Below are 12,886 nucleotides of genomic sequence, written 5' to 3'. Positions count from 1 at the left end.
CCAAGGGAAACCCAGCCGGTCCTTGATCGGATGATCATCCATTCTGCTTGACGCCCCAAAAGGATCTCTGTTGCGGACTCCAAGTACTTCAGGTCAAGCCCGACGTTGACCAAAGCCAGATTCGAATAGGCCCAGCCGATGAAAGCAACGAACGAGATGACCAGAAGACCCGCAGCTGGATATCGTGCTCTCATTTTCATTCTCCCGTGCTTCGCCTCAACCCGGCGCTCGTCTGCTCACCGGATGCGTGGCTGATCATGCCGCTGCCTGCCGCTTCTCGGCCAGTTCCCGTAGGAATTCCGGACACAGGTCGAACCCGTTCGGCCAGGAAATGCCACCGCCCGGCTCGGTGGCCACTTGTGCGAAGAGGTCGGGAGCGGCGACCTGCAAAGCGATGCCTTTGGTGAGCAAAGGCTGTAGGTCGACCTCCGCTTGGAAGCCATCCGCGAAGGTCAGGATGAGCCGGTTCGCGGCTAGTGGAATGACCTTGACGACCGTGTTCATGACACTTAGCTAGTGGATCGATCGGTGAAGGAAGCTCGCCCTCCACAGCACGGTTCCAGTTGGCCAGCAGTTCCGTGCGGTGTAGGATGCCCACTCGAGTACAAGCGCGTGCGCCCTACCAGGCAAGGATCCGGCGATCAGTTCAAGGGTTCTGATGTCGAATTCTGCGCATTGGCCTTGGTATTCCGCATGAAAGTGCGGCGGGTTGTGGTCCATGAATTACATCCGGATGATGATCCCATAGAAGCGGCAGAGTTCAGGCATGATCCCGAGGGTTACCGCAATTTCCCAATGATGTCCTGCTTGGTGATGATCCCGTACCCGTTCGGCTGCTCCACCAGCACCGCCGGGCTGCCGTTCCCCAGCTTCTTCGCGATCTCGTCCAGGTGCGCATCGGGCGGAACCACGGGCAGGGCCGGGCCCATCACCACGCGGGCCTTCTGCGTCCGCACGTCGGCGTCCTCCAGGATGGCATCGAACAGGCGGGCATCGGTGATGGTGCCCACCGGCTTGCCGGCTTCGAACACGGGCAACTGGTCGATGTTGTGCTTGCGCATCTTGTCGATCGCGGCGAGCACGGGCTCCTCGGCCTCCACGCTGAGCAACTGCAGGTCCTTGCCTTTCAGCAGGTCGCCGGCGGTGGGCTTCTCCTCCACGAGGAAACCGCGCTCGCGCATCCAGTCGTCGTTGAACATCTTGCCCACGTAGCGGCTGCCGTGGTCGTGGAAGATCACCACCACCACTTCGCCCTTCTTGAAGTGGTCCTTTAGCTGCAGCAGGCCCGCCATGGCCGCGCCGGCGCTGTTGCCCACGAAGATGGCCTCGTCCTTCACGATCTTCCGCGTGTAGATGGCGGCGTCGCGGTCGGTGACCTTCTCAAAGTGGTCGATGAGGCTGAGGTCGACGTTCTCCGGCACGAAGTCCTCGCCGATGCCCTCGGTGATGTACGGGTAGATCTCGTTCTTGTCGAAGATGCCGGTCTCCTTCAACTTCTTGAACACGGAGCCGTAGGTGTCGATGCCCCAGACCTTGAGGTTCGGGTTCTTCTCCTTCAGAAAGCGCGCGGTGCCGCAAATGGTGCCACCGGTGCCCACGCCCACCACGAGGTGGTCGATCTTGCCGCCGGTCTGCTCCCAGATCTCGGGCCCGGTCTGCTCGTAATGCGCGCGGGCATTGCTGGGGTTGTCGTACTGGTTGGCCTTCCAGCTGTTGGGCACTTCCTTCACCAGGCGGCTGCTCACGCTGTAATAGCTGCGCGGGTCCTCGGGGTCCACGTTGGTGGGGCACACGATCACCTCGGCGCCGAAGGCGCGCAGGATGTCCACCTTCTCCTTGCTCTGCTTGTCGGTGGTGGTGAAGATGCACTTGTAGCCCTTGATGATGGCGCCGATGGCCAGGCCCATGCCGGTGTTGCCGCTGGTGCCCTCGATGATGGTGTAGCCCGGCTTCAACAGGCCTGCCTTCTCGGCGTCCTCGATCATCTTGATCGCCATGCGGTCCTTGATCGAGTTGCCGGGGTTGAAGGTCTCGACCTTGGCGAGCACGGTGGCGGCGACGTCCTTGGTGATGCGGTTCAGCTTCACCAGGGGCGTGTTGCCGATGGTGCTGAGGATGTTCTCGTGGATCTGCATGGCTCCGCGAAGGTAGACCGACGCGTCGGTCGGGTAGGGGCGACCGGATCCACGTCCCTAGTCGAAGCGGATGGCACGGGCCGGTGCGATGCGGGTCACCAGCATGCTGGGCAGCACCAGCGCGGCCACGCACACCATCAGGGTGCCCGCGTTCAGCAGCAGCATGGGCCAGAGCTCCAGGTCCACCGGCACCACGTCCACGTAGTAGCTCTCCACAGGCAGGCGCACCCAGCCGGTCCAGCGCTGCACCAGCGCCAGCACCACGCCCAGCAGGTCGCCCCCCAGGATGCCGAGGCCGAGGATGTAGGCGCCGTCCAGCAGGAAGATCCGGCGCACCTGACCATTGGTGGCCCCGAGCGCCTTCAGCACGCCGATCATGGTGGTGCGTTCCAGGATGATGAGGAGCAGGGCACTGGTCATGTTGATCATCGCCACCATCACCATCAGCACGATCACCACGGCCACGTTGGTATCCAGCAGCTCCAGCCAGGCGAAGATCTCCGGGCTCCGCTCGCGCACGGTGGTGAGCCGCTGATCCGGTTCGAGCACCTGCGCGTGCACCACCTCCTCCAGTTCGTCCAGCCGATCGAAGGAGGCAAGGTCCACCTCGATGCCGCCGACATACCGGCGGTGGCTGCCGCCGCCGCCGCCGCGTTCCACGGAGTAGCTTGAGAAGACGGGATAGTTGGTGCCCCACGAGTCCGTGACCCGTTCGAGATCATCGGGCCTCAACCGGACCCAGGCGGTGTCGGGCATGGTCCCGCTGGCATCGTGCACCACGAGCGTCAGGCGTCCATCCTGGTGCGCCAGCTCCGCCGGGTCGATGAGGTGCGGTCCCTTGCCGTGCAGCGCGGTGCCGGGCCACTCGACCATGTGGTCGCGGTCGCCGCCGAAGGCCAGGCCTTCCACGCGGAACAGGCGTGCACGTCCGACGGTGGTATCGCTGACGAGGATCTCCGCCGTCAGGCCCCACTGGGCAAAGCGCTGGAGGTGACCGATGTCCACCACCACCACCTGGTGGTCCACCTGCTCGAGGCCGGTGCGGTACGTGCCCGTCACGGTGAATTTGCGCGGTCGGATGTCGTCGCGGTCCTTCACCAGGTATATCGTGATCGTGTCGCCCACCGCGATGCGCATGCGGTCGGCGAGGTAGGCGCTGATGAGCACCTCGTTCGGCCGTTCGGTGGCGGCGAGCACCGGCAGCCGGCCTTCCACCAGATGGCGTGTGAGGTAGGTGGGGTCCAGGTCGCCTCCGAGGCCGCGCACCACCACGCCTTCGATGTCGCCCTCGGTCTCCACGATGCCGGGCTTGGTGGCGTAAGTCTGCACGTGGGCCACCCCGGGCAGGGCGCGCAAGGCCTCGGCCTGCGCGGGGTCGAACACCATCCGCGGTGTCTCCTTGGGGTCGTTCTGCGCGATGGCGGTGAGCTGCAGATGGCCGCCGATGCCCACCACTTTGGCCCGGATCTCGCGCTGGAAGCCCCGCGTGATCCCCACGGTGAGCACCATGACGGCCATGCCCAGCACGATACCGATCATAGCGATGAGGACGATCGGTCGGGAGAGCCGGTCCTGCCGCTCGGGATCGGCCAGGATGCGGCGCGCGATGAAGCTGGCGAGGCCCATGGCGGCGCAAGGTAGGGCGGGCGCCTCCGGGCTACTTTCGCGCCCGCTCGGACGTCATTCCATCGCTGCCCTCGATCGTTCCGCCATGCCTTCGCTGTTCCCCTTCCTGTTGGGTCTCGCGCTGCTCTCCGCCTGCTCGGCGAAGATGCCGGCCCAGGTGGATCCCCTGCCTCCACCCCATCTTGAGGCCCTGCTCGTGGGAGCGGAACGCACCGCGGAGTACCTGCCCCTGCTGCAGGGAAAGCGCGTGGCCGTGGTCACCAACCAGACCGGACGGGTGGGCGCCGTGCACTTGGTGGACACGCTGGTGGGGCTGGGCGTGCGCGTGACGAAGGTGTTCGCGCCCGAGCATGGGTTCCGGGGCGACGCCGACGCCGGCGAGCAGGTCAAGGACGGCCGCGATGCACCCACCGGGCTGCCACTGGTCTCGCTCTACGGCGACCACAAGAAGCCCCGCCCGGAGCAGCTGCAGGACGTGGATGTGCTGCTCTTCGACATCCAGGACGTGGGGGTGCGCTTCTACACCTACATCAGCACGCTGCACTACGTGATGGAGGCCGCGGCGGACGCCGGGTTGCCGGTGATCGTGCTGGACCGGCCCAACCCCAACGGCTTCTACGTGGACGGCCCGGTGCTGGACCCCAAGCACCGCTCGTTCGTGGGCCTGCACCCCGTGCCGCTGGTGCATGGCATGACGGTGGGGGAGTTCGCCCGCATGATCGCCGGGGAAGGCTGGCTCGGCGAGGGTCGGCAGGTGGCGCTCACGGTGATCCCCTGCACCGGGTACGATCACCGCATGGCCTACGCGCCTCCGGTTCGCCCGAGCCCCAACCTGCCCAACCTCTCCGCGGTGATGCTGTACCCGGCGCTGGGCCTCTTCGAGGGCACCGTGGTCAGCGTGGGCCGTGGCACGGATGCGCCGTTCCAGTGCATCGGCTTCCCCGGCTGTACGCTGGGTTCGTACCGCTTCACGCCGCGCTCGATGCCCGGCGCCAAGGAGCCCCCGTTCAAGGGGCAGGAATGCACCGGACTGGACCTGTCCGAGTACGGCACCTTCTACAGCCGGCTCGATCCGCGTTTGCATCTGGGCTGGCTCATCGGCATGTACCAGGCCGCAGCGGACAAGGACGGGTTCTTCAACCCGTTCTTCGACAAGCTGGCCGGTGGCCCCGATCTGCGGGAGCGCATCCGGCGCGGCGAGACCGAGGAGGCCATCCGGGCTTCATGGAAGCCGGCGGTGGAGGCGTTCCGGTCGGTGCGGGCGCGCTACCTCCTGTATCCGGAGGGCCCCTAAGCATGAAACCCCGAGCATCGCCCGGGGTTCCATGGAGCACATCCGGATCACTCGATCACCAAGCGCTGGATGCGTTCGACCTCGTTCGCGCGCAGCACCACCAGATAGACCCCGGAGGCCGCGCGGCCGCTGAGGTCGATCACCTGCCGCACGGTGCCATCGGCCACCGGCACCTGGCCGTTGTACACCTGTTTGCCGAAGAGGTCGGTGATGGAAAGGTCGGCGGTAGAGGCCTCGATGGGCAGGCCATCGGCCAGCACGTTCACCACATCGCCGCGGTTGGGGTTGGGCCACAGGCGGAACTCGGTCACCGGGCTCTCGATCATGGCGGTCACCCCACGTCCTTGACCCTGGCCCGGTGGCACCGGGGCCGTGGTGATGGTGCACGCGGTGCCCCAGGGACAGTAGTTCGCTCCGCCGTCGTAGCTCACCCGCACCCGCACGTTGTAGGTGGTGTTGTACTGCAGCGGCAGGGTGGCCCAGGCGCTCAGGCGCAAGGCGCTGCCGCTGCTGGTGATGCGGCGCAGGTAGGCACTGTTGATGTCGTCGAACTCCCACTGGTAGGTCACCACGTTGGCCACGTACTGGGTGTGCAGGTATTGCGATCCGTCAAGTACCACGTTCGTGATGCCGCAGGAGTGCAGGTTGCTGTTGATGTCGTTCACCAGCTGGCTGGTCGGGCACTGGTTCACCAGGTCGATCTTCAGGCGGCAGGCCGGACCGAACGCGGTGTACACGCCGTTGACCATGCTGCGCACCCGCACGTTCAGAAGCTGGTTGTGCGGCAGGGGCGAGGTGGTGAGGTTGCTCAGGCGCAGGTAGCTGCACCGGCCGGGGCCCCAAGGGAAGAGGTAGTTGTTGGTGGCATGGGTCATCAGCACCCGGCGGCTGTAACCACCATCGGGGTTGAAGAACCAGAACTGGTAGCCGTCATCGGCCTGGTTGCCCACACCGAACTGGGCGTCCACGGCGGGGTTCTCGTCGGCGGCGATCCAATCCGTGGGCAGCAGGGTCTCCAGGTCGCAGCGGCTCGGACGGATGCGGTCGTTACCCAGCGGCAGGCAGAAGCCGCCGCTGTTGGCGATCTGGCTCACCGAGCCGAAGGCACCGTCATTGGCGTTGTCGATGATGCGCTTGTTGCCGGCGTCGCGCAGCACATATCCACCGGTGGTCATGCCATCACCGAAGCTGTCCATCACGCGCAGCTCGTAGCAGCCGTCGGCGAGCGGGCAGTTCAAAGGCACCGTGGCGTTGTCCGGATAGCCGGATCCGCTGCACAGGGGCGCGCCGCCTCCCTGGGGAATGATCTCCCAGCTGGTCTGGCCGCCGTTAGCGTCGGTGTTCAAGGTGAGGCCCACCACCTGGTTGGTCGGTGTACCCGCACAGACGCAGTTGGCATCATACACGTCGTTCGCCGTGTTCGGGTCGCCGTCGTTGCAAGTCGTGCCCGGGAGGGCAGGACCACCCGGCGTACCGGCGCAGTCCAGCGGCTGGCCCACGCACTGGCAGCTGGCGTTCACCACGTCGTTGCCGGTGTTGGGGTTGCCGTCGTTGCAGGCCGATCCGGGTTCCGCCTGGCCGCAGCCGCAGGTGCCGGGAGCCGTCTTGTTCGGATCCATCGGGCACAGGTCGTTGCAGTCCGGTGTAGCGTCACCGTCGGTGTCCGTGTCCGGCGTACCGCAACCGCATGCACCCGGCGCGATCTTGTTGGGGTCGGTGGGGCAGCCGTCCAGGCAGTCCATCACCGTGTCGCCGTCGCCGTCCACGTCGGGGTTGCCGCAGCCGCAGATGCCTTCCCAGGTCTTGTTCGGGTCCGTGGGGCAGCCGTCCTCACCATCGCACGTGCCGTCACCGTCCGTGTCCGTATAGGTGCCCGCGCAGTTGCAGGAGCCGTCGAGCACGTCATTGAGGGTACAATCGTTGTTGTCGTCGCACGCGCTGCCGATCTGCCCCGGCACCGTGGGACAGTTGTCGTTCGCATCGCACACGCTGTCACCGTCCGTGTCCTGGAAGGTGCCCACGCAATTGCAGGAGCCGTCGAGCACATCGTTGATGGTGCAGGCGTTGCCGTCGTTGCAGGCGCTGCCGATCAGACCGAAGGCGTTCGGGCAGTTGTCCGAGTTGTTGGCCACGTAGCTGGGCGGTTGCGCGCAGGCCTGCTGCGTCACGCCGGGGTCGCCGAAGCTGTCGCCATCCGCATCAGCGTACCAGGTGGTAGCGGTGTTCTCCGTGACGGTGACCGTGGCCTGTGCATTCGCACAGGGCGGCGCGCTCACCGTGTAGGTGTATACCCCGGGGTTCATCGTGGCCGGATCGTAGTTGCCGCCCACCACCGGGCTGGGCCCGCTCCAGATGCCGCCACCGTCCGGCGTGCCGCCCAGCTGGGCGAACAGGCTGACCGGCGCGTCGATGCTGCAGACGGTCACAGTTCCGTTGGTGCCGGCGTTCGGAGCGGGGACGGCCGTCACGGTCCCGGTCGTTGCTTGTGTTGTGCAGCTGTTCGGCGCTGTGGCCGTCACCGTGTAGGTGCGCGTCTGGGTCACCACCACGCCGCTCGGGTTCTGCACGCTGGAGGTGAATCCGCTGGGGGTCGAGGTCCATCCCCAGGTCAACGGGGCACTGCCCACGCCCGTGATGCTCACGTTGTCCACCGCCCACCACCAGTCGTAGGTGGCGGCATAGCGGAAGCGGACATACACTGTCGGCTGTCCCGCGTAACTGTTCAGGTTCAGGTTGGCCTGCGTGAAGGCGTTCCAGTTGCCCTGCGTGGAGCTGTACGTCACCAAGTTGGTGTAGTTCGTGCCATCCGTGGACACATCCACGTAGGCGCGGTCCGAAGCGCCCGAGTTGAACCGATAGTGGTGGTAGAAGTTCAGTGAAGCGGTGGTGTAGCCGACCAGACTGAACGACGGCGATACGAGCGTGGTGGCCGTGATGCCGCCGCTGCCCTGATCATCACTGTTGCTCAGGTAGAACTGGCTGCCATCATTGCTGCTGAACGTGGGGTCGGAGCCGGAGCTCGCGTTGTAGAAGTAGTTGTTCGGACGCAAGGTCCAGGCGGCGTCAGCCGGGGTTCCGCCCGTGGAGCTGTTCGTCGTGGTCCACCCGCCTGCGCCGCTGTTGAAGTTCTGGGACAGGATCGTGCCCGGATAACTGCCCGTTGCCGTGAGGTTCACTGTCCCGTTCACGCACGCCGAAGCGGCCGAGCTGTTCGCGCTCACGCCGGTCGGGGCATCCAGCACGGTCACCGTCACGTTCGTGGTCCCGGCGAAGGCACACCCGGTGTTGGTGCCGCTTACGGTGTAACTGGATGTGCTGGTCGGGTTCGCTGTGACGTTGGCTCCGGTGGTTGCGCTGAGGCCCGCTGCCGGGGACCAGGTGTAGGCGTTGGCCCCGGAGGCGGTCAAGGCCACGCTGCCGCCCGGGCAATAGGACGGAGCGGACGGCGTCACGCTCACCGTGGGCGGCGTGCAGGCGGTCCAGCTATAGGTCTGTCCACTGCTCCAGCTCTTGGCCGGGGAGCTGTCCGTGTACCGCATCGTATTGCTGAAGGCGTTCCCGGCCAGCGGGTTCGCCCAGGTCTCACTGCCGGTGCCGACGCGCCGGTTGTTCAGGTTGCTCAGGAGCAGGTTGTTCGCTCCCCGCAGGCCCACTTGGGGTTGGTTGGAGGTGGCATTGTCCGGCGTGCTCCGGGGTCCATAGACGATCACGATCGCGTTCGTGCTCGTGTTCAAGCGGATCTGGAAGTCGAAGTACTCGCTCTCGCCCTGCCGGCGTGCGTTCTTCCACTGCACGATCACTTCGTTGCCGACGGTCTGCCAACGGACGGTCCGTGTAGTGAAGCTCGTGCTCCGGTTCTCGATGTCCGCTCCGAACGCACTGATCGCACCCGAATAGCTCTCACCGCTGCTCAACGGCGTGTAGTTGGTACCGGACGGCGCCGAACCGAAGGTGATGAACCCGTTCGCCGAGACGTACATCTCGGTGTAGGCCGTGCCGTTGAAGTTGAAGGACGGGATGGTCTGTGCGCTGGAGACCTGGTCATCGAACGTGCCATTGAAGCCACCCCAGAGCTGCGTACCGCCGCTGATCTCGCTGTAGGAGCCAGAGGAGGCGCTGAAGGTGTAGCTCGTGGACACCTGGGCCGCCAGGTTCCACGGGATGCTGACCAGGGCCAGGATGGCCGGCAGCAAGGCAAGGCGGAGGTAACGATGCGACCGGGGTTCAACGGGGAAGATGTGTGCCATGGCAGGCGGGTTTGCGTGTTCCGTGGACCGGTGATGCCGAGCGGGCATGGGTCCTCCGGGCAGGCCTTCTACGCCGGCGGACCAGGCCGGGTTTCGACACGGTGGCTCACCCCGTGGATGCGAAGAGCCCCGACCGTTCGGCCGGGGCTCTTCGCTGTTCGTGGTTCCGCTGCTCAGCGCACGACGAGGCGCTCCGTGCGTTGCAGCTCGCCCGCCGTGAGGCGGACGAAGTAGAGCCCGCTGGTCAGCACTGCGTCCGGGACGATCCGGCCGGTGAGCAGGCCATCGGCCACAGGCAGCTGCAACTGCACCATCACGCGGCCGCTCAGGTCGATCACCGCAAGCTCCACCGTGCTCACGCCCTCTGGCAGACCGCTCCAGCGGATGTCGAAGGCGCCGTCCGCGGTGGGGTTCGGCCACATCGCGAGCTCGTCAACCCCGGCGGTGACCTCCAGCGCACGCTGCCCGCTCTGGCCGGGCGGGTTCAGGATGGTCACCACGCAGGTGGCGCCCAGCGGGCAGTAGGTAAGGCCGCCGTCGAAGCTGGCCTGCGCCTGCACGTCATAGCTCACGCCGTTCTGCAGGGGCAGGGTCAACCAGTTGAGCACCAGCGTGGCGCTGTTGCTGGTCACGTTGCGCAGGTAGCCTTCACCGGCGTTCTCGAACCGGAACCGGTACTTGTTGGCGCCGGCCACCGGGAAGCAGCTCACTTTGTCGCTGCCGCCGAAGCTGCGCGTCACATTGCAGCTGTAGTTGATGTGGTTCGGCGTGTCGATCAGCTTGGTCTGCGGGCAGGCCACCGTGGCGATGCGGAAGCGGCAGGCCGGACCCCAGTTGCTGTCCACTCCGTTCACCCGGCTCCGCACCCGCACGTTCAGCAGGGTGTTCTGCGGCAACGGGTTGGTGACGATGCTGGCCAGGGCCAGTTTGGTCGCGCGCTGCGCATTGGCCGGGCCGAAGCCGCCGCTGGTGGCGTGGTTGCGGAAGATCCGTCGGCTGTAGCCACCGCAGGGGTCGTAGAACCAGAACTGGTAGCCGTCGTCCGCCTGGTTCCCGAGGCCCCACTGGGCGCTCACCGCCGGGTTCTCGCTGGCGAAGACGTTGCCACCGGGCTGGTGGTCCTCCTTGTCACAGTCGCTGAACATCAGCTTGTCCGTGCCCACGGCGTTGCACACGCTCTCGTTCACCGAGGTGCTGCTGCTGCCGAAGCAGCCGCCGTTGCCCGTGTTGTCGATCACGCGCTCGCCCTGGTCGTTGGTGAGCACCCAGCCGCCACCCGCGATGCCGTTGCCACCCGCATCGTTCACCGTCAGCTCGAAGCAGGCCCCCACCGGTACGCAGAAGGAGCTGTTCACCGTGGTGTTGTTGGCCAGGCCGCTGCCGCTGGCCAGGATGAAGGGGCTGTTGGCGTCCTTCAGCTGCCAGCTCACGTCGCCGCCGTTGGCGTCCGTGGCGATCGCCAGGTTCCAGTTGGTGCAGGGGGCCGGGGTGCCGGCGCACACACAGCTGCCGTTCAGCACGTCGCCGCTGGTGAAGGGGTTGCCGTCGTTGCACGCGCTGCCCACCGTGCCGCTCACCGCAGGGCAGCCATCCGTGTTGTCGGCCACGTAACCCACCGGTTGGCTGCAGGCCAGCAGCGGGCTTCCCGGATCGCCCAGGCCGTCGCCGTCCGCCAGGTCGCTGTACCACGTGGTGGCCAGCGTCACATCCATGGTGAAGGTGCAGCTGTTGGAGCAGGAGTTGCCGTCGGTGTAGCTGTAGGTGATGGTGTGCGTGCCCGCTCCGGCCACGCCGGGGTCGAAGCTGCCACCGCTCACACCCGTGCCGCTGTAGGTGCCGCCCAGGGGCGTGGCGCCGCCGAGCACAAAGGGCGCGTCCGCGCTGCAGATCCCGGTGATGTTACCCGGGCAGCTCATCGTGGGCAGCGGGTTCACCGTCACCGGGATCACCTGCTGGGCCGAGCCGCAGCTGCTGCTGACGGTCACCGTATAGTTGCCTGTGGACGCACCGGTCACCGAGACGTTCGCGCTGGTGGTGTTCGGTGCAAAGGTTCCGGAGCCGGACCAGGAGAAGGTCGGCGCCGGGCTGCCCGTGGCGGCGGAGGTCAAGGTCAGGGTCTGGCCGGCGCAGATCGGGCTGTTGGACCCGAAGCTCGTGATCAGTGGCACCGTGCAGAAGTTCAGACGCGCCATCACCAGGCGGCCCACGTCGGAGTTCGCGTTGTCGCAGATGTTCAGCACCCAGGCCCCATTGGGGTCGCCGGTGAAGCCGGCCAGGGTCTGCTCAGGCTGGTAGGTGCCGGCCACGTTGCTGGTGTTGGTGTTCACCAAGGCGGATCCACCATCGGCCAGGGTGAGCACCGTGCCGGGGCAGGCGCCCGGGTTGCCCAGGTTGTCACCGTTACCGAAGCGGTTCAGGATCAGGTTGCGGGTCTGGCCACCCGGGGTGGTCAGCGACACGCGCAAGTCGCTGTTGAAGGTGTGCGCCACGATCAGCTCCACGCTGGTGAGGCGCGCGTTGCCGGGGTTGGTGCCCAGGGTGGTGGGCTGGCCGGTCACCGGCATCGGGGCGTGCATGAACTGGCTGGCCCCGCAGGCATTGTCCGGGATACTGTTGAAGCCGTTCGTGCCGCTGATGCAGACACCGGGGTCGTAGTAGGTGACGATCACCAAACCATCGGCTCCGGCGCCACCCGTGCGGGTGCCACTGCTGGTCCGGACCGCACCGCCACCGCCCCCACCTGGGACGGTGCCGGCCGCGCCGTTGGCCTGGCTGGTGGGGCCGTTCCCACCGTTGCCGCCGCCTGCGGGCGCGGTGCCGCCCGTGCCGAGCACACCGTTCGCGCCAGCTGCACCATACCCGGCGCTCGAGCCACCGCCACCGCCCCACCGGGTGATGAAGATGTTGCCGCCGTTCGCGCCGTTGCCGCCGTCGAACTTCACGAAGCCGACCGACGCTGCGGCCGTGCCGCCCGAAACACCCGTGGAGCTGTTGTTGCCGCAGCTGTTGCCGCCCTGGGCCATCACCGTGCCCGCAGTACCGAACCAGGAGTCGCCCCCGGGGCCGGTACCCGTGCTGCCGTCACCCACCGTCACCGTGTAAGGCGTGCCCGGGGTCACCGCCACCAGCGCGCGGGAATAGGCCCCGCCGCCGCCGCCGCCGCCTTGTCCGTTCGTGGTGCGCGTACCACCGCGGCCGCCACCACCCCAACATTCCACCACCACCTGGGTGACACCGGCCGGCGGGGTGAAGCTGCCGGACGAGTTGAAGGTCTGTGCGACCTGCGCTGTGGCCCACAAGCTGGGCAGCAGCCACGCGGCGATCGCCAGCAGCGACCGCAAGGACCGGAGCACCGGTCGGGTACGGAGTTCGATGTGTGCCATGGGAGTTCGGTTGTTCCGGTCCGATCGATTGTCGTAACCGGTCGACAAAACTGGCCACGATCTCACCCTGCTGTCAAGAGGATTCGTCGACGGAAGGATCATTTTTTCCGACGAAACGGTTGATAAACCCGACAAGACCGGATCCTGGTTCGCTCGATCGGGTTGAAATATCCTGGACGTGAGGAGCTTGTGTAGAACGTG

General features: G+C 66.4%; 6 protein-coding genes and 1 pseudogene. 1 reads left to right on the top strand and 6 read right to left on the bottom strand.

Annotation, left to right across the window (positions count from 1 at the left end):
• Positions 1–255: 255 nt before the first annotated feature.
• The 4 genes and pseudogenes from IPJ87_09280 to IPJ87_09265 all read right to left on the bottom strand — a co-directional run bounded on the left by IPJ87_09280 (position 256) and on the right by IPJ87_09265 (position 3,761).
• The gene (locus IPJ87_09280; GenBank protein MBK7942052.1) at positions 256–504 is read right to left on the bottom strand and encodes a DUF2442 domain-containing protein; all 249 of its coding nucleotides are present in this window, start codon (positions 502–504) and stop codon (positions 256–258) included.
• Between the two features lie 12 nt (positions 505–516).
• Positions 517–768: pseudogene (locus IPJ87_09275) on the bottom strand (DUF4160 domain-containing protein).
• A gap of 11 nt (positions 769–779) precedes the next feature.
• Positions 780–2,135 carry a pyridoxal-phosphate dependent enzyme gene (locus IPJ87_09270; protein ID MBK7942051.1) on the bottom strand — a complete coding sequence of 452 codons (1,356 nt, stop codon included), beginning with the start codon at positions 2,133–2,135 and terminating at the stop codon, positions 780–782.
• 57 nt (positions 2,136–2,192) lie between these two features.
• Positions 2,193–3,761 (bottom strand): ABC transporter permease, encoded by a 1,569-nt coding sequence (locus IPJ87_09265; GenBank protein MBK7942050.1) that lies wholly within the window; start codon positions 3,759–3,761, stop codon positions 2,193–2,195.
• Positions 3,762–3,846: 85 nt separating this feature from the next.
• On the opposite strand from IPJ87_09265, the gene IPJ87_09260 reads away from it, so the two are divergent.
• Entirely contained in the window at positions 3,847–5,055 is a 1,209-nt protein-coding gene (locus IPJ87_09260) for a DUF1343 domain-containing protein (GenBank protein ID MBK7942049.1), read from the top strand.
• A 47-nt stretch (positions 5,056–5,102) separates the two neighbouring features.
• Here the strand turns inward: IPJ87_09260 and IPJ87_09255 are convergent, their stop codons facing one another.
• Together IPJ87_09255 and IPJ87_09250 are read right to left on the bottom strand one after the other, a co-directional pair.
• A complete protein-coding gene (locus IPJ87_09255) occupies positions 5,103–9,302 on the bottom strand; it encodes a T9SS type A sorting domain-containing protein (protein MBK7942048.1) in 4,200 nt (1,399 codons plus the stop codon).
• A 173-nt stretch (positions 9,303–9,475) separates the two neighbouring features.
• Positions 9,476–12,685, bottom strand: coding sequence for a T9SS type A sorting domain-containing protein (locus IPJ87_09250; protein ID MBK7942047.1), 3,210 nt, complete (start codon positions 12,683–12,685; stop codon positions 9,476–9,478).
• Between the last annotated feature and the right edge of the window lie 201 nt (positions 12,686–12,886).

It is taken from the genome of Flavobacteriales bacterium, assembly GCA_016713875.1.
In the GTDB taxonomy this organism is placed as follows: domain Bacteria; phylum Bacteroidota; class Bacteroidia; order Flavobacteriales_F; family PHOS-HE28; genus PHOS-HE28.
The sequence above is the reverse complement of the archived record's forward strand: the minus strand, read 5'-3'. Positions and strand labels throughout refer to the sequence as shown.

Excerpts from the sequence above, each read along its gene's own strand:
- IPJ87_09250 (MBK7942047.1), bottom strand. The coding sequence starts at position 12,685 with ATGGCACACATCGAACTCCGTACCCGACCGGTGCTCCGGTCCTTGCGG.
- IPJ87_09265 (MBK7942050.1), bottom strand. The coding sequence starts at position 3,761 with ATGGGCCTCGCCAGCTTCATCGCGCGCCGCATCCTGGCCGATCCCGAG.
- IPJ87_09260 (MBK7942049.1), top strand. The coding sequence starts at position 3,847 with ATGCCTTCGCTGTTCCCCTTCCTGTTGGGTCTCGCGCTGCTCTCCGCC.
- IPJ87_09270 (MBK7942051.1), bottom strand. The coding sequence starts at position 2,135 with ATGCAGATCCACGAGAACATCCTCAGCACCATCGGCAACACGCCCCTG.
- IPJ87_09255 (MBK7942048.1), bottom strand. The coding sequence starts at position 9,302 with ATGGCACACATCTTCCCCGTTGAACCCCGGTCGCATCGTTACCTCCGC.
- IPJ87_09280 (MBK7942052.1), bottom strand. The coding sequence starts at position 504 with ATGAACACGGTCGTCAAGGTCATTCCACTAGCCGCGAACCGGCTCATC.